Consider the following 26,643-nt stretch of genomic DNA (forward strand, 5'->3'; position numbering starts at 1 on the left):
TTCATCAGTTGATTCGGAATTTTATATAGGTTATTGTTTTTCCTTTTGCTGAGAATAGCCCTTCATAATACGTTTGAATATCTCTCAAATGTTCTGTATTTGGGTCATATTCCGGTGCTCCGTAGATATCATGGTGAGCTGAAATGATTTCATGTCCTGCTCCCTGTAAATATCCTAATGTATATCCGTGAAGGAACTCCGAGTCCGTTTTCAGGTGGATAATTCCTCCTGGCTTCAGGAATTTTTTATAACGGGCTAAAAAGTCCGGGTGTGTCAATCTGTGTTTTGTTCTTTTATATTTGATTTGTGGATCCGGGAAAGTAATCCATATTTCATCTACTTCATTTTCAGCAAAGAAATATTCTACAAGTTCAATCTGTGTTCTTAAAAAAGCAACATTATTCATATTGTTTTCTACAGCTTCCTTTGCCCCAAACCAGAATCTTGCGCCTTTAATATCAACCCCAATAAAGTTTTTTTCAGGAAATGTTTTGGCCAGCCCTACGGAATATTCTCCTTTTCCACAGCCTAGCTCCAGAACAATCGGGTTGTCGTTTTTAAAGAAGTTTTCTCTCCATTTTCCCTTAAGTTCAAAGCCTTTTAAAGCCTCTTCTCTTGTAGGTTGAATTACATTCGGTAATATCTTATTTTCTGCAAATCTTGCTAATTTATTCTTGCCCATGAGTCATTTATAAAATGACTGCAAAAGTAATAAAATTTAGACAGAATTGAGGTCTTTTAAAGCTAAAAGACCTATGGCGAAACTATTATATTGTTTTGATTATTTTGCTGTTGCACTGCCCAAAGCAACCATGATTGGTTTTTGAATGGTTTTTTGGGATGCATACTGTGCACCGCAGACTAAACTTGTGAAAAGATACTGGCCTTTTTCCACTACAATGGAGTTGTCTTTATGAGCAGGAACAGCAAGCCTGTACTTTGTATTTCCTACTCCTTCCATTCGTACAATAATATTACAGTCAGATTGATTCTGAATGAGAACAATACATTCTTTGGCATTGGGATCATTATCAAATAAAGAATTAAGGATTTTGACGGTTTTGTTCTGATGCTCAATAGGAGATATATTCATCAGCATATTAAATTCTTCTGCTTCTGAATTGGGAATAGCTGCATTGGCTGCTGCGTTAACAACAAAAGTATTTTGTGCGTTGCTGGGTGTATAAGTTTCTGTTGATTTTTTGGCGGCAAGTTCAGCTTTATATTTGGCGATCTGTTTCTGTTTGATAATGGCATTCATTTCATCAAAAGTAATCTTGGTGGAAGGGCGCCTTCTTAATAAAGCCAGCATTTCCTGCATGTCTTTTACTTTCTGATCTTCAGGATGGGCATTTTTGATGTATTCCTTCATCATTTCCATAACTCGTGGCTTCAATACAGATCTTCGGGGATCATCAGGATGAGCATCTCTTAAGAATGCATTGATTTCGTATATATTATTGCTTTTCAGAATTTCGCTGTAATCTTTTCCCTTCTTCTGGGCATACACGCTGAAAAACAAGACCGAGGCAAGAAGTAAAAGTATTTTTTTCATTAATATAATATTAAGTTAGAAATTTGGTACTTTTTCTTAATTTGTGTTTAGGTCAATTAGTCTTTAGTAGGATAACGAAATAGTATTGTTTTTATTCTAAACACGTGATCGTGATATAAAATTAAGCATATTTTTAAATATAAACTAAATGTATTCTGAAAAAAAATGAATGATTGATAATGAATAATTCTTTTTGCCACAAAAAAAATCCATGTAAAGCTACATGGATTTATATCTATTAATTGTTATTTTTCGGTTTGCAGAGCTTGTTGAGTTTGCTGCGGAGCTACAACTTCCTGAAGGTGCGAGTTCCTTAATCTCTTCTGATAGATAGGCATATATTTTTCAATAGGAATTTTTATAGCTTCAAAGTTTCCTGCCAATATATAAGGTTGAATATTTTCCGAAGTATATACAAATTGTAAAAAGTTATCAATTAGGTTTTCCGGAATTTTAAACTTCGCAAAATAATCTTTTCCTAAATAATTTTTCACCTGAGTAACCGAGCTATTCATCCTTTCATAAGCCTGAAAACGCTGTTTTTTCTTTCTTTCGCCGGAAAGCATATCATAAATACTTTCAAGGCTGAAAGTAAGACCGCCATCTCTTAATCCTGCAACAGGAAGTTCCGGAGGAGTTCCATCTCCCTTAGGCTCAGGAAGTCCGATGACTTTTTTAATGGCCAGTGCTTTATCTTCTTTTCTGAGAGAGTTTACATCATATCTGAGGTTTCCTGTAGGTTTAAATCTACTGAGTACAATTTCCTGAATCTCATAATAGGCTATTTTCAGTTCTACAAGATTTTTCTGCGCTAGTAGCTGAGGAGTCATCTTAATATCCTTTCTTTCTGTAACAATGGATGTAAAACGAATAACATCTCCGGGATTGGCAGGCACATTGAAATTACCGTTATAGTCAGCAAGTACAGTTCTCTGCGTATTGAGATTGGTAACATATACCTGATTAAGATAAAGGATGGAGTTATCTCTTAGAAATACCTCCCCGGAATATATTTGAGCATTGATTTTTGCCAGAAAAATCAGTAGCAACAGAGTAAACAGTTTCTTCATATAATTGGCAAAATTACATAGAAATACAGCAATTTGTGCTTAATTAGATAAGGAATAGTGGTTAAAGTTATATTAAACTTTAGTATTGAATTGTTAATGAATGTTATAAATATATTTACGATCCGAAATATATAATAAAAGGTTGAAAAAATAGGACTTCCTTTCAACCTTTTATATGTTTTATCTGTGTCTTACCAGTAGCCAGCTTGAATGCTTTATTGAAACTGTGGACCCATATTCTGTCCAACTGATAAAGTACCAGTAAGTAGCTGTAGGAGTATATCTGCCTCCAACTCTTCCGTCCCAGATGTACCGGTTCTCACGAGTTCCTCTGAAAAGTTCCGCCCCATATCGGTCAAAGATCCTGAATACAAGATTATCATGAGACATTAAGGCTGAATAATCTATCGTTTCGTTAAGGCCGTCTCCATTAGGAGTAATGGTATTGATAAGGTTAATAATGGCAAATTCCTTTTTCACTTCTGCACACATTTTAGAGTCTCTTACCACTACATAATGGGCACCTCTTGGCACCTCATAGAAAATATTTGAACTCTGCCATATAACGCCATCCAAAGAGTACTCATAAGGTGGAGTACCTCCACTTACACCAATTTTCACGGTTGTGCCATCAATTTCAATGGAAGTGATGGTTGGTATTGTGTATTCAGTAACATTTACATTCTGTTTGTAAGTACATCCGTTAGAGGTAAGTTCCACCCAATAACTTCCGGCAGATACATTAGTAATGGAAGGTGTTGTTGCTCCTGTGCTCCACAAGTATTTATCAAATCCTGGCCCTGCATTCAGTTTTGTTGTCGTTTTAGGGCAAATTATTTGATCTGCAAGAAGGGCTGATGTTTTAGGGATTTTAATGGTGATTTTAATGGAAGCTACTTCCGGGCAAGTTCCATTTTTTTCAAAACGGATGTAAAATGTTTGTGGCGTTGTAATATTTACTGTTGCAGCTAATGGGTTGACATTATTCTGAGCATCAGCCAAGCTTCCATGAAAAGTAAAAGTAACATTCGGATCTAAAATAAACATAGGAATAAACTGGGCAAGATTTACCGTTTTTATCCCATCCAGATCATCATCACATACAGTTTCTGTTACAGATTGGCTTGCTAACTTTATTTTATCTCCAATACTGAATTTTAATGGCTTAATAACAGGAGGACATCCATCAGGAGAATCTACCCTGATATAAATTGTAGTAGTTGTTGTATAGCTCCAGTTATTAGGAAGGGTGATCGTGTTTCCTGCATTGGCATCTGCTAAATTGGCATAGTATCTAACTGTGAAATAATTAGGGTTGTTAAGAACAGTGGGTGTAATGTTAGAGAGAGTGATGTTTACAGTTCCATCAAAATTATCATCACAGAATGTACCATTGTAATTATCTGGTACTACAGCCTTATTATAAAGAGAGAGTGTTATTTGAGCAATGCTTTTGCACCCAAGTGTGTTTTTGAGTACAACATAAATGATGGTGCCGTTTGCTGCTGAATAAACATCAGGAGTGGTAATTAAAGCTGCTGGGTTTTCTGTTTGTGCATCTGCCAGAGTCGGATAGTAGGTTTTAGTAACAGAGCTGTTGGTGGTTACACTGGCCGTTGTAAGGTTAAATGTTCCTTTTCCATTTATATCACAGGCAAATAATACTGCATTGGTAGGAATAATCGCTTTAATATTGATCTTTACTGTTACCGTTTCGCAATCAGGAAAGTCAGGATCATTTCCACAGAAAGTATAGGTAAAGGTATCATTTCCTGCTGTGCCGGGAGTATTGACAGTATAGGTGATAATTCCGGTGGTAGGATTTATCACTGCTGTACCTAGTGCTGGTGGAGTGGTGATAGCTACAGTTGAGGGTACAGGAATTTGTGATGAACTGCTGAAAGTTGGAGTAATGATTTGGGTAGCACATACATCATAATCTGTAGCAGTCAGTTTTGTACAATTTGTTACTTTAAACTGTTCAGTAACCAAAGGAGCACAGCTTCCCATTGTTACAGAGCAGGTATAATAACCGGATTGGGCAGGGGTGATGGAGGAATTGGTTGCCCCTGAAATTGCTATTCCGTTTCTATACCATTGGTAGGTATCATAAATGATGGGATCTACAGTAAGTTCAATTCCGGGGATACAAGGTCCTCCGGATTTTAAAATGACAGGTTGTGTAGGAAAACCTGCAAAGAAACCTCCATACCCTACTGCATCACTTCCTGCTGTAATTCCTGCAGTAATGGCTTTACTGGAAACTATTGTTATTGTTCCTGTAATGTTTGGAATTCCGTAAGTAACCCAATTGTTGGTACCTGTCATATTGTAAGGTCCTGTAGAGGCTGGTGGAGTACCTCCATTTACGGTAACTATCGCTCCTTTTTCTGTAATAAGATTCAGTTTTGTAGGAATGTTAAGAACTCCGGATGGGTTTATATTGGAATGAACAAAATTTTCGTTGATAAAACCCAGCTCATTAATTTGTTTGGGAAGATAACAGTTTAAAGCAGGAATGAAATTGAAACCTCCGGTAGCCACTTCACTCACAGTATTTGAATCTCCAGCTAAAATCTGGTAAACATAGGCATTCTTAGATGTTTTGATATATAAATTGTAATGACCACCGCCCTGAAGACTATATTTAGTATCAGGAATAACAAAATATTTTCCGGTATTCAATGTAGCGATAGGTAATAATTCATTATTTACGTAGATCTGGGTATTATCCTGGGTAGCAATAACCACGGCTCCCTCCATATTGGCTCCTATACTTCCGTTACCTTTAACGAGAGCAAATTCACTTCCAAGTCTGTCAACAGGTACAGCCTGATCCATTAAAATATCAGAACTGGTGGGGAAATTTCCCGCGTATTGGCCGTTGAAGTTTCCATTGGTGACATTAATCGGTTTATTTGAGGTGATTTTAGCTCCTATAAACCCGTCAAAATTTCCGGTACTATTTCCAATACCGTCAAGAATATAGGATTGTCCTTTGTTTAAAGTGATATTTATGGTAGGATTGGTTGCTCCAGTAGTCCCGTTTGAGAATTGAACAAGCGGGCTGTATCCGGTAATGGTAACAGTCGTATTGTCCTGTGTTGCCAAAATACTGGTCATAAAATTCAGGATATCATTACTTACACTGATAGGTGCTGATGCTGCAAAGAAACTTTTTCCTGTTGAAGGAATTCCCTTAGAAGTAATAATTTCTGCATGATTAAATACCGAAAATCTTAAGTTTGCATAAAATGGAAATTCTGCCTTAAGATATAATCCTTTAGTAGTAGGAGTAAATAAATCTGTCTGTTGAGTGGTGATGATATAATTTCTTAAAACATCAAATTTCTGCGGATTATTCTTACTGATATTTACTGTTCCGATCAGAACATTATTGTTATAGATATTCACAGGAAACGGAGTTGTTCGGCTGGTAGACAAATAGAGTTTCTGATGAGGAGAAGGTGCTCCTGATCTGTCTATCATTGGAGCAAACCAATGTTCTCTGTCTAATTGTGCAAAAGCAGAGGTGAATATATAAAATATAAATAAAAAAGATAGAATTTTCTTCATTCAGTGATGGTATTTATCACAAATTTAATAATAAAAAGCATTGAGTTATTGAAAATACAATAAAAAAACCACGATTTTAAAATCGTGGTTTTTAAAGTTATAAATGTGGATGATTATTCTCTGTTTTTAACCATAATCCAGCCAGTATATTTTATTTCTGTTTTTTCTTTGTTAGATTCATTCCAGGAAACGTGATACCAGTATGTACCTGTTACAAGCTTTTTGTCGAAATGTCTTCCATCCCACTTGTAATTGTTGAATTTATTTCCGGTAAATATCATATTTCCGTATCTGTCATAGATAACAAAGCTAAGGTTGTCTTTATAAGCAAGATCACTATAATCGATATAATCATTGATGTTATCTCCGTTAGGAGTGATTGCATTCAATAAATTAGGAACTGTAACTTCTGCCGAGATAGGAGTACAGTTGTAAGCATCTTTTACATAGAATCTGTGCTGGCCTCTGTTTAAGCCCGTGAAAGAGTTAGAATCTTGCCAGTTAGTAGTTCCATCTACAGAATATTTGTAAGGAGCTTTACCACCTGCCACAATTACTGTAGCAGTAGTGTTGTTGATTTCAATTTGTTGAATAACAGGATCCTGTGCTTTTCTTACTCTTACTACCTGTGTAAGGAAGCATCCGTTTTTCTCAAGAATTACAGTGTATTCACCTACACCTACCCCTCTGATTCCTGAACTAGTTGCTCCTGTGCTCCATTGATAAGAATCATATCCGCTACCTGCTTCCAGATCCGTTTTATCATCAATACAGATATATTTATCTACAAGGATAGGGGACTTTTTAACAGGAATTGGAATAAGTTCAATTTTAGCAGTAGCAGTACATCCCTGCTCAGTAGTAATCTTTACATATACAAATCCTCCTGTTGCAGGATAGTTGGCTGCTGTTGTAGCTGGGATTTCATTAATTCCTGCTGTAAGATCCTTTAATGTACGGTAATATTTTTTGGTTGCATTTCCGTAATCTGTAACGTTAGCTTTTGTCAGGTCAAAATAAGCATAAGGTGCTACATCATACCAACAAGCTTTAATAGTGGCATCCTTCACAATGAAAGGGACAACCTTTAGATTTAGAGTAACTTCTTCACAGTCCATAAAGTCTGCAGAATCACCGCAGAATGTATACACAATCTTATCTGTTCCTTCAAAATTAGGTTTTGGGGTATAAGTAATTGTACCGTCTGGATTTATTACTGCCGTTCCATTAGTAGGAGGAGTAAGAATCTTTATTGTACTGATCACCGGAGTCTGTGTTGAAGAAGTGAACGTTGGAGTAATGATCTTAGTAGAACAAGCAGGTTCTTCTTTAGTGGTCTTCTTTAAACAGTTAACTACTTTATAAGGAGCTGTTACAATTGATTGACACGCTCCCATTGTTACTTTTACAGTATAATAACCAGGTTGTGTTGGCGTATAGGTAAAAGCAGTTGCACCAGAAATAGCAACGTCATTAAGAGCCCATTGATAAGTATCATAACCTTCTTCTACTTGCAGAATAATGTCGGGAACACACTCTCCTGATTTTTTAGTAATATAAGGAGTGGATGAGAATCCTGCAAAATATCCTCCATATCCAGCTGAACTGAATCCTCCGTTAATCCCAGCGGTTACTGCCTTATTCGAAGTAATAGTAAGGTTTGGAGGGAAGTTCGCTACTGAATACGTTACCCATTGAGAATTTCCTGTCAAAGGGTATGGACCCTCGGCTGCTGTAGGTGGAACACCATTTACCATTACAGTTGCTCCAACTTCAGTTAATATATTAAGTTTTAATTTAATACTCCCAGTACTAATGCTTGGCATTTCATTGATTTTTCCAATTTCATCAATTTTTCTTGGTAAGAAACAGTTCAATGGTGGAATATAATTGAATCCGTTAGTTGCATCACTATTATCAATTCCAACAAATTGATAAAGGTATACATTCTTGGATGTGGAAATAAACATGTTAGAATGAGCTCCACCAGCCTGAGTTGCATAGCTTGGCTCATTGATTCTATACCACCCCCCCTCATTTAGAGTGGCAACAGGTGAGCCTGATCCGTTGATGAATATTTGAGTATTATCTTCTGTGGCAATGATAAGGCCTCCTTCCATATTGGAGTCTGGCTGTGTAGATCTGGTCTTTACCATTGCAAATGTATTCCCTAATTTGTCTACAGGTACAGCCTGGTCAAGAATAGGGTCAGAACCATCTAGACCTGCACTAGGACTGTTAAGAGGTGTTGGGGTTGAAAAGTTACCATTACAGCTACCGTTGGTAAGAGTTATTGGTTTAGAGGAAACAATCTTAGCACCAATGAAGCCTTTGCTATTAGCAGAAGCATCCTCTACTTTTCCTGCAAAAATAAAAGATTGTCCTTTATTTAAAACAAACGAATAGCTTTGAACAGAAAGGTTTCCATTAACGAATTTTAATCCGGGAGTATTCCAGCTTACGGTAACAGAGGTATTGTCTTCTGTAGCAAGAACCGCTGCTGTAAAATTATCCGTGCTGGAACTTGAGTTTGCTTCTGTCCTTGTATTGGGGCTGGTCGCTACATAGAACTTAGTACCAATACCCGCCCTACCTTTACTGGTAATAATTTCACCATGTGAACTATTGGCAAGTCGTAAACTACAATAGAAAGGTCTTTCTGCTTTCAAATAAAGCCCTTTCGAACCTACAACAAAAGCATCGGTTGTTCCTTCTGCAGAGATAAGGGATTTGTCCACATCAAATGTTTTGGGGTCGCCTTTAGAGATCGTAACGGTACCAATTACGACATCAGCACTTTTTATTTGTACGTCAAAAGGGGTAGTAGAGTCAGTAGATAAATACACCTTATTGTCGTAACCTCCAACGGGGTTCGTATAATAAGGTGCTATCCAGTGTTCAGTATCCCTTTGCGCAAAGAGAGTATTAATTGTAAAAAAAATTAATACCAAACTGAGTAGAAATCTTTTCATGTGTATGGAATTAGGATTTCTACAAAATTAAAATAAAAATTCAAATATTTTTAATAAAATGTAAATAAAAGTTAAAAATTATTCCCGATTTTTAATTAAAAGCCATCCTGAGTATGAAACTGGTAATTGAGTGTCCGGTTCAATCCATTTTATAACATACCAATAAGTTCCTGTAGGGAGACTTCTTCCATTTGATTTTCCGTCCCAGATATAATTTTTGTCAGAAGACTTATAGACCGGATTTCCATACCGGTCAGAAACTTCTATAGATACATTTTGTTTTATCCCTAATTCTGAATAGTTCAGAATATCATTAATCCCATCTCCATTGGGAGTAATGGTATTGATAAGATTCACAATCAGGAAATTTTTGGTTACGTGGCGGCACCCATCTGAACCTAATACATATACAGTATGAGTACCTCTAGATAATCCTGTAAAAATATTGGAAGACTGATAATCAAAACCATTTAATGAATACCTGTAAGGAGGAGTTCCACCTTTTACATACACTGTTGCTGTTGTTCCTGAAACTTCTATTTTTGAAATAACAGGAGCCTCAGCAGTGTTTACTTTTACATGTTGACGATATACACAACTGTTGAATCCGAGATCTACATAATAACTTCCGGTAGAAGCACTAATGCTCGGGGTGGTTGCTCCATTGCTCCATAAGTACGATGAAAAGCCAGGCCCTGCATCCAAAATAATCTGTTCATTGGAACATACAATCTGATCCTGAAGTGTGACAGATTTTTTAGGTGTTTTTAAAACAAGTGTTAAAATACCGGTATTAGCACATGCTGTATTACTTTGGAATCTTATATGAAAAATGCCTCCTGTAGAATTAAGAGTCTGTGATGCTGAGATTGGATTAGTTCCGGCCTGTGCATCGGCTGCGGAAGCATGGAATGATAAAATAACAGCAGGATCAACCGTGAACAAGCCCTTATAATCATTCAGGTTCACGGATTCTGAACCGCTAATGTCATTATCACAAACATCTGCGTTAGCATTATTTGTAATCAAAGGAACTTTATTTCCTATGGTAAAATTGATCTGTCCAAAAACCGGCGGACAACTTCCTGTATTCCCTGTTGCTCTTACATATACTGTTGTATTCGCTGTATAGGTCCAGTTGGTAGGAAGCGTATTGTTATTTCCTGCCGTAGCGTCGGCCTGATTAAGGTAATATTTTACCGTAAAAATAGCTGAATTGGCAACTATTTGTGGCGTAACATTATCAAAGTTGATATGTACACTTCCATCAACATCATTCCCGCAGCTATTAGCATTGAAATTAGTAGTGTTAATAACAGGCATAGGGAATGTATTTAAAGTAATAGTGGCCACTTTTGAACATCCATAAGAGGTTACATTGGCATATACATTTCCGGCAGGACCTGTATAATTCAGAGGATTGGCAATAGGTCCCGTTAAATTAGCATTGGTAAAGTAGTTTACTGTAAATACTGGAGTCTGAGTGATACTGGCTGTCTTTAAGTTGTAAGTTCCATTTCCATTAGTATCTGGACAGGAATATATAACATCATTGGTTACTTTCAAAACATGAGTATTCACTACAATTTTAAAATATTCAAAGTCAGCCGGATTACCATTTCCCTGGATATAATAACTGAAAGTGTCTGTGAAATCTGTAATCATACCCGCATTAGGAGTATAAGTGATTTGTCCTGTTGTGGGATTAATGGAAACAGCTCCATTAGTAGGCTGTACAATAATACTTGTGTTGGCCGGAACTATAGGCTGAGTTGAATTGCTGAATGCCGGGCTAATTACTTTTGTATTACATGAACCAATATCATAAGTTGTGGTTGTGATAGGTGGACATTTTGTGTAATCATATTCTGCAGTAAGTCTGGTTTCACAGCTGCTTTTGGTTATTTCACAAGTATAGATTCCGGATCCGTAAGAGTTGGGATCAATGGTATGGGTGATAGCGCCAAGAATTTCAATACCATCACGGTACCACTTATATACATCATAACCAGGTTCTACCTGTAAAAGCATACCATTATAGCAGTCTCCTGTTTTCGTAATCACCGGAATAGAAGAGAATCCAGCAAAATATCCTCCATATCCTACAGCCCCGTTTCCTGCTGCAATACCTGCAGTAACAGGTTTGGTTGAATTGACCACAATGTTACCCGTTACATTTGGGATAGAGTAGGTAACCCAATTCAGGTTTCCATCTACAGGTGCAGGCCCGTTGGCAGTAATAGGATTTCCGTTAACAGTTACTATTGCTCCGGTTTGGGTAATGATATTAAGCCTTGCATTAAAGGAATCATTTCCTATTTCATTGATGTCCGCAATTTCATTAATCTCTGTAGGTAAGAAACAACTTAATGGCGGGATGAAGTTCATTCCTCCTGTAGCGTAAATATTTCCGGTAGAAGTTCCGGCAAGAAGCTGATATACATATACATTATTGTTGGCGGAAATACTCATATTAAAATTTCCGTTTACCTGACTGGTATAATTGGTTCCTTGTACTATATAATGGTCTCCCGCATTAAGGGTAAGACTATTAAGAGGATTTCCATTTACTGTTAGTTTAGTGTTGTTTACTGTAGCAACTACTAAGGCGGCTTCCATCCCTGAATTGGCTGGTCCGTTTCCTTTTACCATTACGAAATCTTTTCCCAATCTGTCGATAGGAACTGCCTGATCCATCAATACATCAACGTTGGTACTGTTCTTTGTTGTATAGATACTGTTAAAATTTCCATTGGTTACAGATATGGGCTTATCAGCAACAATTTTTGCACCTACCAATCCTTTTAAGTTATTAGGGTTGAGATCGCTCTGTGCTTCAATAATGTATGATTTTCCTTTGTTAATAACAAAAGTTCTTGATGGTGCCGATACTAAGTCAGAAAAAACAACATTCTGATTATATCCGGATAAAGTTACAGTCGTATTATCTTCCGTAGCAGTAATACCAATAGTAGCATTTACATAAGGTTTGGCTGATGTATTGGGTGCTACTCCTACAAAGAAAGTTTTTCCTAGGCCGGCTAGTCCTTTTGAAGTAATGAATTCCGCCTGGTCCTTAACTACAAATCTATAGCTTGCAAAAAACTTCTTAGTACCTTTAACATGCAGTCCCATTGAAACTTGTTTAAACAGGCTGGATGTTGCAGAGGCAATCATCATATTATTGGTAATAGACTGTATTACAGGATTTCCTTTGCTGAGCTGTACGGTGGCTATTACATTATTGTTATTAAAGATCTGTACGTTAAAAGGTACTGTTTCATTAGTAGACAGGTAAAGATAACCTTTTGGAGTACCTAGAAGGTTACTTGCAGACATAGGAGCAAACCAGTGTTCTGTATCCAATTGGGCATTAACTAATAAACAAAAAAAGGTGCAAAAAGCGAGTAGAAATTTTTTCATGCGTTACTATAAGGGCCGCAAATCTAAGTATTAATAATCACAATTTTATAGGAAAAAATCTTGCTTTTTAAGGTTTGTTGTATAATTGTTGAATATTTAAAATTCCCTTCATTTTACGTTCATATTTGCGAAAAGGAATCCATAAAAAAATCCCGATGAAAAATTCACCGGGATTATATATTTTTAAAAGCTGGATTATAAGCTTACTCTTACAAATCCTGTTACTTTTAGATCTGCATTTACAGATTTTACATAATCAGCAACTGAGATACTAGAATCTTTAATGAAATCTTGGTGTACCAAAGTGTTGTCTTTGTAGAATCTCTGCATTTTACCTTTCAAGATATTGTCGATAATGTTTGCAGGCTTACCTTCTTCAGTAAGTTTGTGTCTTTCGATCTCTAATTCTTTGTCGATAGTTTCTTGAGAAACTTTAGTTTCGTCAAGTGCGATTGGGTTCATCGCAGCAGCTTGCATAGAAACAGATTTAGCAACTTCGTCAGCTCCGTCTACTTTTGCAGAAAGAGAAGTAATAGCAGCAATTTTGTTTCCAGCGTGGATGTAAGCACCTAGGAATGGTCCTTCAATTCTTTCGAATGTACCAATTTCGATTTTTTCACCGATAACACCTGTCTGCTCAATTAATTTTTCAGCAACAGTCATTCCGTGGAAATCTGTAGCTAATAATTCTTCTTTAGTAGCAGCGAAGATTGCCATTTCAGCTAATTCGTAAGCTAGCTCGATGAAAGCTTCGTTTTTACCAACGAAGTCAGTCTCACAGTTTAAAGAGATAATAGCACCTAAAGTGTTATCTTCATTTACTCTTGCGATTACTGCTCCTTCAGTAGATTCTCTGTCTGCTCTGTTAGCAGCAACTTTTTGTCCTTTTTTTCTAAGGATATCTACCGCTTTTTCGAAGTCTCCTTCAGCTTCAACTAGAGCTTTTTTGCAGTCCATCATACCTGCACCTGTTTGGTTTCTTAATTTAGCTACGTCTGCAGCAACTGGTGTATAAGACATAATATCTATTATTTTTTATTTAAGATTAGTATTAATTTTTAGCTTAATTTTAAAGCAGTGCAAAGATAATGATTTTAATGATAAACTAAAAAACGACTTTTCACGTTATTAATATATTTAATACTATTTTAAAGATTTGATTAATGAAAAAAATCTTCCTTCTCCTTTTTATAGGCATTTTTTCCCTTGGTTTTTCTCAGAAAAAGAAAAAAACAAAATCTAAGGCTGTTGTGGAAAAAGAAACCGTGATTATTTACACGGAGCAGGAAGCTGAAATCTCAAAAGAGACAAGAGTGATTGCAGGCTTCATTAAACAAAACCCGGGACACGCCCGAAATGACTTCTTTAAAAAAAGGTTGATGGAAATTATCATGGCAGATAATTCACCTGAAGCAAAACCTACAATAAGGCCGATCAGTAAAGAGAAAATTGAAAATATTGTTAAAAATAATGAACTGAACAGTGGTAAAGTAATAGCTGCTAATAAAGCATCTGCTGCAAATAATACCAAAAGTACAGATAAGGTAAATAATGCCATCAACGCATTGAAAGAAGAAAGGCTGGCAAGCTATGCTTCGGCGGGAACTGCAAAAAGTGCAGGGGCTTCAGTAAAGTCTGAACCTAGTGAAGCAAATAAGAAAACAGCAGCGATGCTTACCCACATTTTTAATAATGATATCAATAAAAATGAGGCTTATATCAATATTAAAAACAGATCAAGCTGTAATCTGATCGTGAAAATAAGTGGAAAAAAATATTATAATTTAAGTGTTCCCGCTAAAGGAGAAAATTTTATTTTAATAGATAAAGGAGAATATGTGCTGACTACAATGGTGTGTGATGCAAAATATTCTTCACTAAAGAAAATTACTCAGGATATAGAGATTGCTCTCAATGTTGCTGATTAACGAAGAAGAAAACTAAATAAAAAAAGGTTAAGAAATGTTCTTAACCTTTTTTATTTTTTATCCTTTAAACTGACCCATTGCAATGAATTTATCTTGTCTCTGGGTTTCAAGCTCCTGTCCTGTAAATTTGGAAAAAGCTTTGATATTTTGTAAAATTGAATTTTTCAAGTTCAAATAAGTGGTTTCCTGATCGTAATGAGCACCTCCAAGTGGTTCCTCAATAATTCCGTCAATGAACTTTTCTCTTAAAGCATCCTTTGGAGTAAGGTTTAATGCATTCGCTGCATCCTCCTTGTGATCCCAGTTTCTCCATAAGATAGAAGAGCAGCTTTCAGGGGCAATTACTGTATACCATGTATTTTCTAACATATATACTTTATTACCTACACCTATTCCTAATGCTCCACCACTAGCTCCTTCTCCAATGATGTAAGTGAAGATCGGAGTCTTAAGCTGAACCATTTCAAAAATATTTCTTGCAATAGCTTCACCTTGTCCTCTTTCTTCAGCTTCTAATCCTGGATAAGCTCCCGGTGTATCCACTAAAGTTACTACAGGAATGTTGAATTTCTCAGCAAGCTTCATTAGTCTTAAAGCTTTTCTGTATCCTTCAGGATTTGGCATCCCGAATCTTCTGTGCTGTCTTTCCTTTGTAGTTCTTCCTTTTTGAGTCCCTATAATCATCACTCTCTGACCATCAAGGGTAATCAATCCTCCAATCATTGCCGGGTCATCAGCGAAATTTCTGTCTCCGTGAAGTTCTAAGAAACTGCCTTTGTCTGCCATTCCATGAATATAGTCCAAAGTATAAGGACGATCTGGGTGACGGGACAGTTGTACTCTTTGCCAAGGTGTAAGATTGCTATAGATTTCTTTTTTCTTTTCTAAAATCTTATCCTCAATCTGGCTGCATGCTAATTTTACATCAACACCACTTTCTTCTCCTACTAAAGAACACGTCTGGTATTGGTCCATCAATTCTTTGATAGGAAGTTCGAAACTTAAATATTCCATTTCTTGAAGTAAATTAAATCTTTCAAATGTATGAAAAATTATGGTAATTTTATTTAAAATTGTTTATAGCATTACCTATTCTGGCGATACTTTCCTCTTTTCCAATGATTTCCAGGATGTCCGGAACGTCCGGTCCTTTCAATTCTCCTACTAAAGATAAACGAAGTGGCATCATTACTTTACCCATTCCCAAACCTTTATTTTCCGCGAAATCATGCATAGTTTGCTTTAATGTCTCTGCAACAAAGTCTGTAGATTCAAATATTGTAGCCAATTCTCCTAAAATAGCAGATGTTTCATCATTCCAAGCTTTTTTAGATGCTTTTTCATCGTAAGATGTTGGAGCTTCAAAGAAGAATTTTCCGTTTTCGTAAATGTCTTTAGGGAAAGTAGCTCTTTCTTTCATCAGAGGAATTACTTTTAATAGTTTTTCGTCTGAAGCATCGGAAAGATCAAGATCTGAATTTTTAAGCATCTGAAGAAGCTCTTCATCCGATTTCATCTGAATATACTGGTGGTTGAACCATTCAGATTTCTCTTTGCTGAATCTTGCTCCTGCTTTGTGAACTTTGTGAAGGTCAAATTCCTTAATCATTTCATCTACAGGAAGAATTTCTTTATCGTCAGCTGGAGACCATCCTAATAAAGCTACCATATTGATGAATGCATCAGGAAGGTAACCGTTTTCTCTGTATCCTTTGGAAACAATTCCTGTTGCAGGATCTTTGAAATCAAGTGGAAATACTGGGAATCCGAATTTATCACCATCTCTTTTGCTTAGTTTTCCTTTTCCTTCTGGTTTCAGAATTAAAGAAAGGTGCGCAAACTGTGGTGCTTCCCAGCCCATTGCTTCATATAATAAAGTGTGTAGTCCCAAAGAAGGTAACCATTCTTCACCACGAATCACGTGAGAGATTTCCATTTCGTGGTCATCAATAATGTTGGCGAAGTGGTAAGTTGGCATTCCGTCATTTTTTACCAGAACTTTATCATCTAATGTATTGGTATTCACCGCTGATTTTCCACGGATGATGTCTTCAAGATTCAATACTCTGTCTACAGGCATTTTGAATCTTACCACATAAGGTGTTTTTTCATCCAATAACTTCTGAACTTCCTCTTCAGAAAGAGCAAGGCTGTTTCTTAAATGGTTTCTGGTTTTATTATCATAAGAGAAAACATCTCCTTTTGCTTCGTATTGTGCACGAACAGCATCCAGTTCTTCTGCTGTATCGAAAGCGATATAAGCATAATCTGTTTTTAAGATCTGCTCTGTGTATCTGTCATAGATATCTCTTCTTTCAGATTGTCTGTAAGGGGCAAATTTTCCTCCTTTCTTAGGACTTTCATCCGGGATAATTCCACACCATTCTAAAGCTTCCTCAATGTATTCCTCAGCTCCTTCTACATATCTTGCGGTATCTGTATCTTCAATTCTCAATACAAATTCTCCCCCTTGATTTTTTGCAAAAAGGTAATCATATAATGCAGTTCTTACGCCTCCCAAATGTAAAGGTCCGGTAGGACTTGGAGCAAAACGTACTCTTACTTTCTCCATTTCAATTAAAATTTTTGCAAATTTACTTAAAATTAAATGGTTTTTAAGGATTTTAGGTATAGAAATCATGGTATTATATCACTGTAAAAGATATCAATAACAAATAGCTGCTAAAGTTGATGATACTGTGATTTTACATATGAAAAACTAAAGTATGATGAGAATTCCGGTTGAAGTGAAACATGAAATGATGAATCTTTCCTACAGGTTGTAATTTTCAAGGGATAATTTATATTAGAGGCTGTTATCGTGAGTTGTGCGAATGATTGGGTAGATATAAAAATAAAATGCTGCCATTTTATGAGGCAGCATTTTTTATGTTTAGGATTCTACAAATAAAATAGGCAATTGCTTTAGTCTGAATTTATTATGAAGAATATAAAGAGTGAAAAGTCTTTCGGATAAAAAACCAATAACTCTACGTTGATAAGGATCTTCGCTAAAGGTTATTCTTTTTTCTGTTTCAAAGAGTACAGCAAAAAGCCAGCTGCAATATTCTTCCATGATTTTACGCTTTGCAACAAACATATTCCCTATATAGAATAGGCTTCCTTTTTCAAGATATTGTTCAATACTGTTCTTGTATTCTGGAAATTTTTCTCTAATTACACCCATACAGATATCCCAGTCTGCAGGAATGTGATTATGTTTATAATCAGTAGCTATTGGAGAAATTATTCCATTTACGCTACAAACGGCAGGTCTTGGAAGAAGTATATCAAAATCTTTTAATAGTTTTTCTACAGTCTTTTTAGTTTGCGTTGTATCAAATACCTTTTTTAGTTTAATACTGTCTTTTTTTACAGAATCAATAATATCAGTAGGTTCCTTCTTGAACAATTTCTTTTTGTAGTGAATATCAAGATATCTTCTGTAATGCATTAATCCGAAAATATCAAAATCCTCAAGATTTTTCCAAGCCCAGTATAATGCTGTAAGCTCGTTATAAGTATAATTCTTTTCAGAAATATTCTCAAGAGTATTATCTAAAATATAGTTAGGATCAATAGTATAACCGCTTTTTTCACTATTTACCTGAATGGGTAAAAAAATATCATTATGTACTAAAGACTTCTCCTTATGGGTGGCAATGATGATCTTAGTTTTCATTAAATTCTTTTTTAATTTTTACCAAAGCGGAACCAATAATTTGATGCATGTCATAATAACGGAATTCAGCAAGACGGCCTCCAAAAATAACATTTTTAGTGTTTTGAGCTAGCGCTTTATATTGGTCAAATTTTTGTTGATTTTCATCATCATTGATAGGGTAGTAGGCTTCTTTTCCAATTTCCCATTTATCAGGAAACTCTCGGGTAATAACCGTATGTTCTTGTTTCCCGAATTCAAAATGTTTATGTTCAATTATTCTTGTGAAAGGGTATTCTGCATCATTATAATTAACCACAGCATTTCCCTGATAATTTTCTATATCAAGAGTTTCATGTTCGAATTTTAATGATCGATATTCTAATGTACCAAATTGATATCCAAAAAATTCATCAATTTGACCGGTAAATACAACTTTATCAGCAATGCTTTCAAAATATTCGCGATTTTCAAAGAAATCTGTCTCTGTTTTTACTTCTATATCTTTTAATAAATTATCAATAATCACATTATAACCCCCAATTGGAATTCCTTGATATTTATCATTGAAGTAATTATTATCAAAAGTAAATCTTACTGGAAGCCTTCTTATGATAAAACTAGGAAGTTCAGAGGCTTTTCTTCCCCATTGTTTTTCGGTATATTCTTTTATAAGAGTATCATAAATATCTTTTCCTACTAAGGAAATAGCTTGTTCTTCAAGATTTTGAGGGTTTTCTTTTCCAAATGCTTTTTTTTGTTCCTGAATTTTTATCTGTGCTTCTGCCGGAGTTTTTGTTCCCCAAAGCTGATAAAATGTATTCATATTAAAAGGAAGGTTATAAAACTTACCTTTAGCAAAAGCAATAGGAGAATTAATATAGTTATTGAATTCAGCAAACTGGTTTACATAATCCCATATTTCTTTATCATTGGTATGAAAGATATGGGCACCATATTTATGGATATTGATCCCGTTTACATTTTCACAATAGATATTTCCTCCTTTATGATTTCTTTTGTCTATAACAAGACAGGTTTTGTTTCTTTTTTTAGCTTCGTACGCAAATACACTTCCAAAAATTCCTGCACCTACAATTAGATAATCGTATTTCATTTTGTTTCAAAAATTTGGTTAATCTTTTCGTAAAACACTTTTTTTTCTTCCAAAAGCTCAGATTTATAATTACTAAAGTCTTTTATTTTAGAATCATAATTAGCGAGACAGTCTTTTATTTTTTCTACGATTAGAGGAATATTTTGTTCGGTTTTTTCGAAATGATATTCATCTTTAATGGGTACATCTTCTTTATAAGCAGCAGAACCTTCTTTACCAATAATGAGACAGCAGTCTAATAAGCATGCTTCTCTCGGCATTTTTTCTCGGCCCGGATGATGCCCAAAATCAACATATACTTTTGCAGATTTCATACAATCGGCAACTTCATCAAGAGTCATATTAATCATCGGAAGCCAATGGATTTCTGGAGTGATTTTTTTTATATTTTCTAAGAAGTCCTTATTTTTTACAGCATTATACGTTACAATATCTTTTTTTTCAGAAGTATAATCTTTTCCGGTAAGAAACATATCCTCCATATATCCTGAGATTTTCCCAATAGTTTTGATGCCGTTTTTTTGTAAAAAATCTACTGAAAAATAAGAATGAGCCAGGTGACTTACTTTGGATTTCTTTACATTCCTAATGGTAGGTAATTTAATTTTGCCTAATAATCTGTGTTTAAGCTTAGGTGGGTTTTCTTTAAAATTTTCCTCCCATGCTTTTAATGAAGCAAAGAAATTAGAGACACTAAGCCACCAAATAACTTTCTGAATCTTAGAATAATTTTTTTCCCAGATGAATATAGAAAACGTTTCTGGAAAGATCATGACATTGAGAGCGGAATTCTCTATTTTTTCACAGTAAGGGATGTCATAATGTTCATACTCTTTATGGACTGGAGATGAAAACTTTTCTTGATCATAATTCAAATAATGCATGAATACTTTTTTGCCTGTTTCCTTCAAGGCCAAAGCCATTTGATGAAGATCTTCAGGTCCGCCACTTGCATAATTTGCGGGACATACAATATAGAAAGTTGTGCTATCGGATATTTTAAGCATTATTTCTGTAAATTTATTGGGATATGAGGCCGAATATCTAAAACATATTTTATCCAATTGGTAAAACTGTATTTAGTATTAATTTCATCAGGAAGATCTTCATAAGGAATAGAAAGAAACTTTTCCAATCCATCTAATTTTTCGTCTTCAATAACGAAAATATTATTGGGGTTATAAAAATCATATTTCTTTACTAATTTGTTATTTGTTATTAGCTTTTTCCTATATCCAATAGTTTCAAAAGTTCTCATGGATATCCCATAGTGAATATCATTTGCAAAATCTAAAATTATTTTGGATTTAGATACATTAATAATATTCTCTGTAAAAGACATGGGTTTTGTGATAATATTTATAGGCTCTTTTTTATATTTTTTAGCCTTTTCAACAGAGTTTATATTTAAATTAATTGAAGTTTTAAGCCCTAGATGTTCGCATTTATTTGCCAGTTTTAATAAAATATCAATCCTGTTTTTCATATAAGTTCCTACAAAATAGACATCTACATCGTCTTTAGAAATAGGAATATCATCAAAATAAAAGTTTGTTAAAGGAAGTAGCTTCTCATTTTTCGAAAGATCATTTACATCAAATACAAAGAATCTATCGAATAGATCTATTTTTGAGTAAACAAGGGGAAATCTGTCTAGCCCATCCCATTGATATGCTGTGATTATTTTGCTTCTTTCTTTTATTATGTTTATTAATTCTGAGCTAAACATATCTGGGCGAATAACCAAAGCATAATCAAAAGTTTCAATATTTTTCTTATTTAAAAATTCAACTTGAGTGGCTAATTTAAGTTCTGCTTTCTTCTCTCTCTTAAATGTTTTGGTGCCCTCTATGAATTTTTTGTAACCATGAATTAAAGTATTAGTAAAACCTATTTTATTTTTGATATTATCAGGAATTACTAATACATCCAAGCCAATTGCTTCCAGATTCTCCTTGAATCTCTGTGGAAGACCAAAATGGTTTGGTATAGCAATTACAATAGATTTACCTTTAAATTCGTCTTCTAGCATATTTATATTTGTACGTTATATTTTTTGAAGATTTCTCTCCAAAAATTCTTTTCTTTATTCCATCTATGGCAACCAAAAGGGATTTCTCCATTATTGATATCCAGTGCTTTCTGTTGTTTATTTTCTATTGAAAAAAGACAAGCCTCCCTATAATTGGGTTTTGAAAAAATTATGCCATTTCTTTCTGGTTCGATACTGAAAAAAACATCTTCGGCATAAAATTGGCCTGAATTTTCTTTTTTTAGATAAATATCTGCAACATTAGGAATTCTTTCTAAAATTTCCACGAATTTTTCTCTTTTTCTAAGAGAAAATCCGCCGTTTCCTACATTATTGTATAAAAGTGATTTATCCTTTTGCCATCTTCCGTTATTTCTGAAATTAATGATGGTTTTGAATTTAGATATTCCCTTATCAAAAAGTAGCTTAATAAAAGGAATTTTTTCTGAAGTTCTTAGCCAGGGAGCACCAATGTAATCAAAATCCTTTTTACACCATTCAATAAGTTGATCTTTAAATACAAAACAGTCGGTTTGATAAATTAGTATGTACTTCTCCGAAAATTTTTGATAGAAGTCCAAGTTCATCATCAACTGGTTGTAACCATAGATGTTTTTAAAATAAATATCATCAAATTCAATAAATGAGGCACTGAACTTTTTGTAAGCACTAATGTCTAAACTTCTAGGATGAATGAAAGTGATTTTATAGTTACCTAAAATACAAAATACCTGATTGAGAGAAATAAGGTCATCACTATCAGGTATCTGTTTATATATTGGAATAATAATATCTACCAAAGTTTATTTTGTGAAGGCTAAAATTGTTTTTTCAATAATCTTTACACAATCCAATAATTGCTCTTCTGTAATTACCAATGGTGGTGCTAATCTGATGATGTTACCATGTGTTGGTTTTGCAAGTAATCCGTTTTCTTTTAATTGTAAACAAAGATTCCATGCAGTAGAACTATCTGGAGTATCATTGATTAGTATAGCATTTAACAGTCCTTTTCCTCTTACTTTGGTAATAAGATCTGTCTTTTCGATAAGTTTATTGATTTCAGCTCTGAAAAGCTGACCAAGTTCTTCTGCTCTTTCAGATAATTTTTCATCAGCTACAACATCTAATGCTGCTACAGCTACTGCGCAGGCAATTGGATTTCCTCCAAATGTAGAACCATGCTGTCCTGGCTTAATAACATTCATGATTTCATCATTCGCCAATACTGCAGATACTGGATACATTCCTCCTGAAAGTGCTTTTCCTAGAATTAAAATATCCGGCTGTACATTTTCATGATGACAAGCGATTAGTTTTCCTGTTCTTGCAATACCTGTCTGTACTTCATCTGCAATGAAAAGAACGTTGTGCTTTTTACAAATTTCGGAAGCATTTTTAAGGAAATTCTCATCCGGAACATATACGCCTGCTTCCCCCTGAATAGGTTCTACAAGGAATGCTGCAATATTTCCAGCTTCTCTGCTTAATACTTCTTCTAAAGCTGCAATATCATTATAAGGAATTTTGATAAATCCAGGTGTGAATGGACCATAGTTTTGGTTGGCATCCGGATCGTTAGAGAAAGAAACGATAGTTGTTGTTCTTCCGTGAAAGTTATTTTCGCAAACGATGATTTTTGCCGCGTTTTCTGAAATTCCTTTTACTTCATAACTCCATTTTCTAGCCAATTTTACAGCGGTTTCTACTGCTTCAGCTCCCGAGTTCATTGGTAATACTTTATCAAACCCGAAAAGAGTAGTGATTTTCTGTTCGTATTCTCCTAATTTAGAGTTATAGAATGCTCTTGAAGTTAAAGCTAACTTTTGAGATTGCTCTACTAAAGCTCCTACAATTTTAGGATGAGAATGTCCTTGGTTTACAGCAGAATATGCTGAAAGAAAATCATAATATCTTTTGCCCTCTACATCCCAAACGAAAACACCTTCTCCGCGGTCCAGAACTACTGGTAGTGGGTGATAATTGTGTGCTCCATGTTTGTCTTCGAGGTCAATAAAATATTGTGAGTTTTTTGTTTGTTCTGCTGTTGACATATTGTTGGTTTTTTACAAATTTACATAATATTAATGAGATTAATAAACAAAAGTAGAGTCGTGCTAAAGGCTGTAATTAAAGTGTATTTTGAGGCTAAATGAGCTTATAGCGGAAATGTTTTCTTAACGGATAAACCGTTGTAGGTATTCTATCTTTAAAAAAGTAAGTTAAATATAGCTGCAAATCATATATTTTTTAAGGAACCAAATTTTTTCTTACATATTGAATCGCTGTTCCGTTAGGATTATAAAGCTTACAACAGAATACAAAACGATATTGATAGAATTTTGAATCCAGATTGATCCGGTTTACTTCTTTAGCAATCTTCAAAGAGTTTTTCTTTAAAGAATCGGGTTTTATATCGCAGAAATCTTTACTGTACAAATATAAAGTATAAGTGATAGTGTCTTGGTCTTCAATTTCTCTTTCATATTTTGGCTCTCGCTCTATTTCTTCAATATGATAGTCTCTTTTGATTTTTTCAAATACTTTTTCTTCACTATTATTTTCAATTCTTTTGGATGAGCTAAAATAAGTAAGTATAAAAACGGCAACAAAATTGATGGCAAAGTAGAGTAGAATTGCACCAGTAATTCCGATGAGTATCCATTTTAATGTCTTATTCATGGTTTGTTTTTATTTTGTACAAACATTTTTTTCTTATAAATAATAGGCAAAAAACTCTCTAAGAACAGAATAGAAGTCCCTTAACTCAAAATAGGCAGGACTTGAACTTTCGATATTTTTAAAATGGTATTCCCTGAACAGTTTTTTAATTCTGGCCTGATGATAAAACTGTGATACAGAGATTATATTTTTATAATGTAAGCTATCAGCTATTTTTATAGTATTGAGAACGGTCTTCTCTGTATTGTCCCCAAAGTTATCCACAAGAATATTATAGGCAGGAATTTTATTTTTAATCAGATATTTTTTCATTTCTGTACCTTCCCAATAGCCCTCTTTACCCAAACCACCACTTACCAGGATGTCTTTGACTTGTTTTTTCTGATACAGTTCAATGCTTTTATCCAATCTTGCTTTCAGTCGGGGAGAAAGAGTTCCATCTTCGTTTACTTTATTCCCAAAGACCACCGCAAGATCTGCTTTCTGATTAGAGTTTGTAAGGCCATCATAAGTGATATATAGGCAATGAATAACAAACCAGGAGAGGAATGCAACCAGAATATATTTTAAAATTTTGTTCAGCATATCTTTTGGAATGTATACAAAAATAAAAAACTGCCTCATATTGAAGCAGTTTAAAGTTTTTTTATTTTAAAATAATCTTAGTGATTATCATATTTTCTGTCCATTACAAAATCCTCCATGAATTTTGTAGTGTAGTTTCCTGCAAGATAATCTTCATTATCCATCAGTTGTCTGTGGAATGGAATAGTTGTTTTTACTCCTTCAATATAGAATTCCTCAAGAGCACGTCTCATTTTTGCAATCGCTTCCTCACGGGTTTGAGCCGTAGTGATAAGCTTAGCAATCATAGAGTCATAGTTAGAAGGGATTGAATATCCGGAATATACGTGAGTGTCTACTCTGATTCCATGTCCGCCAGGGATGTTTAATCCTGTGATTTTTCCCGGAGACGGTCTGAAGTCTGCATAAGGATCTTCAGCGTTAATTCTACACTCAATAGAATGTAATTTAGGGTAATAGTTGATTCCTGAAATAGGAGTTCCCGCAGCAAGAAGAATTTGTTCTCTGATTAGGTCATAATCAATTACCTGTTCAGTAATAGGGTGCTCTACCTGGATTCTTGTATTCATTTCCATGAAATAGAAATTTCTGTGTTTGTCTACAAGGAATTCGATAGTTCCTACACCTTCGTATCCAATGAATTCTGCAGCTTTTACAGCAGCGTCACCCATTTTCTCACGAAGTTCGTCAGTCATAAAGGGAGAAGGAGTTTCTTCCGTTAATTTCTGATTTCTTCTCTGTACAGAACAGTCTCTTTCAGAAAGGTGACAAGCTTTACCGAATTGGTCACCGGCAACCTGAATTTCGATGTGTCTAGGCTCTTCAATCAGTTTTTCCATGTACATACCTCCGTTTCCAAAGGCTGCTACAGCTTCCTGAATGGCAGATTCCCAGTGATCTTTAAGGTCTTCCGCTTTCCAAACAGCTCTCATCCCTTTACCACCACCACCGGCAGTAGCTTTAATCATTACAGGATATCCGGTTTCTTCAGCAACCTTTACAGCATGCTCGTAAGATTCAATCAAACCGTCAGAACCTGGTACACAAGGTACACCGGCAGCTTTCATGGTAGCCTTAGCATTGGCTTTGTCTCCCATTTTTTCAATCTGCTCTGGAGAAGCTCCAATGAACTTGATTCCGTTCTTCTGGCAGATTCTTGAAAAGTTAGCATTTTCAGATAGGAATCCATAACCTGGGTGAATTGCGTCAGCGTTTGTAATTTCCGCAGCAGCAATAATGTTAGGGATTTTAAGGTATGAGTCTTTGCTCATCGCAGGACCAATACAAACAGCTTCATCAGCAAATCTTACGTGAAGACTGTCTTTATCTGCAGTAGAGTATACTGCAACGGTTTTGATCCCCATTTCTTTACAAGTACGTAAAATACGCATTGCAATTTCGCCACGATTGGCTATTAATATTTTTTTGAACATCTTCTTCAATTTGAAAATTAGATAATTTGAAAATTAGATAATGTTATTTTAATGTAGAATTTAATCTAACATCTAATGTCTAACATCTAACCTCTAAATTAAGATGGATCTACTAGGAATAATGGTTGGTCATATTCTACAGGAGTAGCATCGTCAACTAAGATTTTAACGATTTTTCCGCTGATTTCAGATTCAATCTGGTTGAATAACTTCATTGCTTCAATTACGCAAACAACTTTACCAACAGAAACTTCGTCACCTACATTTACGAATACGTCTTTATCCGGAGATGGTTTTCTGTAGAATGTTCCAATCATTGGAGATTTGATTGTTACATATTTGCTATCATCAGATGCAGCATCAGCTTTTTCTACAGCTGCAGCAGCCGGAGTTGCAACAGGTGCCGGAGCAGCTACCGCTTGTGGAGCAGTGTGGTATACTGCAGGCTGTGCATAAACAGCATCGCTTCCAGCTAATGGAGTTTTAATAGTGATTTCGAAATCTTTAGTCTTGTATTTTACTTCTGAAACTTCAGCCTTAGATACAAACTTAATAAGATTCTGTATGTCTTTAATGTCCATAAATTTGATATTTGATTTGATGTCAAAG

20 protein-coding genes are annotated in these 26,643 nt (G+C 35.0%); 1 reads left to right on the forward strand and 19 read right to left on the reverse strand.

Features of this window, described 5'->3' with window-relative positions; all coding sequences use genetic code 11:
* Positions 1-4: 4 nt before the first annotated feature.
* From trmB to tsf, 7 genes are all read right to left on the reverse strand, one after another.
* On the reverse strand, positions 5-682 hold the full coding sequence (gene trmB, locus BLS98_RS17670; RefSeq protein ID WP_089737949.1) for a tRNA (guanosine(46)-N7)-methyltransferase TrmB: 678 nt from the start codon (positions 680-682) through the stop codon (positions 5-7).
* 99 nt (positions 683-781) lie between these two features.
* Positions 782-1,555 carry a DUF6759 domain-containing protein gene (locus tag BLS98_RS17675; protein WP_089737951.1) on the reverse strand — a complete coding sequence of 258 codons (774 nt, stop codon included), beginning with the start codon at positions 1,553-1,555 and terminating at the stop codon, positions 782-784.
* A 245-nt stretch (positions 1,556-1,800) separates the two neighbouring features.
* Entirely contained in the window at positions 1,801-2,625 is an 825-nt protein-coding gene (locus tag BLS98_RS17680) for a hypothetical protein (RefSeq protein WP_089737953.1), read from the reverse strand.
* A 180-nt stretch (positions 2,626-2,805) separates the two neighbouring features.
* The gene (locus tag BLS98_RS17685; protein WP_228425399.1) at positions 2,806-6,201 is read right to left on the reverse strand and encodes a T9SS type B sorting domain-containing protein; all 3,396 of its coding nucleotides are present in this window, start codon (positions 6,199-6,201) and stop codon (positions 2,806-2,808) included.
* A 113-nt stretch (positions 6,202-6,314) separates the two neighbouring features.
* The gene (locus BLS98_RS17690; RefSeq protein ID WP_089737954.1) at positions 6,315-9,173 is read right to left on the reverse strand and encodes a T9SS type B sorting domain-containing protein; all 2,859 of its coding nucleotides are present in this window, start codon (positions 9,171-9,173) and stop codon (positions 6,315-6,317) included.
* Between the two features lie 78 nt (positions 9,174-9,251).
* Positions 9,252-12,539, reverse strand: a complete 3,288-nt coding sequence (locus tag BLS98_RS17695; RefSeq protein ID WP_167356251.1) for a T9SS type B sorting domain-containing protein — start codon at positions 12,537-12,539, stop codon at positions 9,252-9,254.
* Positions 12,540-12,791: 252 nt separating this feature from the next.
* A complete protein-coding gene (gene tsf / locus BLS98_RS17700; RefSeq protein WP_089737958.1) occupies positions 12,792-13,616 on the reverse strand; it encodes a translation elongation factor Ts in 825 nt (274 codons plus the stop codon).
* 143 nt (positions 13,617-13,759) lie between these two features.
* Here tsf and BLS98_RS17705 point away from each other — a divergent pair, with 143 nt between their 5' ends.
* A complete protein-coding gene (locus BLS98_RS17705) occupies positions 13,760-14,524 on the forward strand; it encodes a DUF6759 domain-containing protein (RefSeq protein ID WP_089737960.1) in 765 nt (254 codons plus the stop codon).
* A 57-nt stretch (positions 14,525-14,581) separates the two neighbouring features.
* On the opposite strand, the gene BLS98_RS17710 is transcribed toward BLS98_RS17705, so the two are convergent.
* The 12 genes from BLS98_RS17710 to accB form a co-directional block, all read right to left on the reverse strand.
* Positions 14,582-15,538, reverse strand: a complete 957-nt coding sequence (locus BLS98_RS17710; RefSeq protein ID WP_089737962.1) for an acetyl-CoA carboxylase carboxyltransferase subunit alpha — start codon at positions 15,536-15,538, stop codon at positions 14,582-14,584.
* A gap of 49 nt (positions 15,539-15,587) precedes the next feature.
* Complete coding sequence (gene gltX, locus BLS98_RS17715; RefSeq protein ID WP_089738508.1) at positions 15,588-17,096, reverse strand: glutamate--tRNA ligase; 1,509 nt, start codon at positions 17,094-17,096, stop codon at positions 15,588-15,590.
* A 321-nt stretch (positions 17,097-17,417) separates the two neighbouring features.
* Complete coding sequence (locus BLS98_RS17720; protein WP_089737964.1) at positions 17,418-18,206, reverse strand: DUF4422 domain-containing protein; 789 nt, start codon at positions 18,204-18,206, stop codon at positions 17,418-17,420.
* Positions 18,196-19,302, reverse strand: coding sequence for a UDP-galactopyranose mutase (glf, locus tag BLS98_RS17725; protein ID WP_089737966.1), 1,107 nt, complete (start codon positions 19,300-19,302; stop codon positions 18,196-18,198). The genes BLS98_RS17720 and glf overlap by 11 nt, the downstream gene beginning before the upstream one ends.
* The gene (locus BLS98_RS17730) at positions 19,299-20,309 is read right to left on the reverse strand and encodes a hypothetical protein (RefSeq protein ID WP_089737968.1); all 1,011 of its coding nucleotides are present in this window, start codon (positions 20,307-20,309) and stop codon (positions 19,299-19,301) included. Before BLS98_RS17730 ends, glf begins: the two co-directional genes overlap by 4 nt.
* Positions 20,309-21,334 (reverse strand): WaaS/CpsH family glycosyltransferase, encoded by a 1,026-nt coding sequence (locus BLS98_RS17735; RefSeq protein WP_089737970.1) that lies wholly within the window; start codon positions 21,332-21,334, stop codon positions 20,309-20,311. The genes BLS98_RS17730 and BLS98_RS17735 overlap by 1 nt, the downstream gene beginning before the upstream one ends.
* Before the next feature lie 2 nt (positions 21,335-21,336).
* A complete protein-coding gene (locus BLS98_RS17740) occupies positions 21,337-22,134 on the reverse strand; it encodes a DUF5672 family protein (RefSeq protein ID WP_089737972.1) in 798 nt (265 codons plus the stop codon).
* A 3-nt stretch (positions 22,135-22,137) separates the two neighbouring features.
* Positions 22,138-23,388, reverse strand: a complete 1,251-nt coding sequence (gene rocD, locus BLS98_RS17745; RefSeq protein WP_089737974.1) for an ornithine--oxo-acid transaminase — start codon at positions 23,386-23,388, stop codon at positions 22,138-22,140.
* Between the two features lie 196 nt (positions 23,389-23,584).
* A complete protein-coding gene (locus BLS98_RS17750) occupies positions 23,585-24,016 on the reverse strand; it encodes a hypothetical protein (RefSeq protein WP_089737975.1) in 432 nt (143 codons plus the stop codon).
* A gap of 33 nt (positions 24,017-24,049) precedes the next feature.
* Positions 24,050-24,640 carry a YdcF family protein gene (locus BLS98_RS17755; protein WP_228425397.1) on the reverse strand — a complete coding sequence of 197 codons (591 nt, stop codon included), beginning with the start codon at positions 24,638-24,640 and terminating at the stop codon, positions 24,050-24,052.
* 38 nt (positions 24,641-24,678) lie between these two features.
* Entirely contained in the window at positions 24,679-26,034 is a 1,356-nt protein-coding gene (gene accC, locus BLS98_RS17760; protein WP_047385963.1) for an acetyl-CoA carboxylase biotin carboxylase subunit, read from the reverse strand.
* A gap of 98 nt (positions 26,035-26,132) precedes the next feature.
* Positions 26,133-26,615 carry an acetyl-CoA carboxylase biotin carboxyl carrier protein gene (accB, locus tag BLS98_RS17765; protein ID WP_089737977.1) on the reverse strand — a complete coding sequence of 161 codons (483 nt, stop codon included), beginning with the start codon at positions 26,613-26,615 and terminating at the stop codon, positions 26,133-26,135.
* Positions 26,616-26,643: the final 28 nt, after the last annotated feature.

Origin of the sequence: Chryseobacterium jejuense (assembly GCF_900100075.1) — a bacterium.
GTDB lineage: Bacteria > Bacteroidota > Bacteroidia > Flavobacteriales > Weeksellaceae > Chryseobacterium > Chryseobacterium jejuense.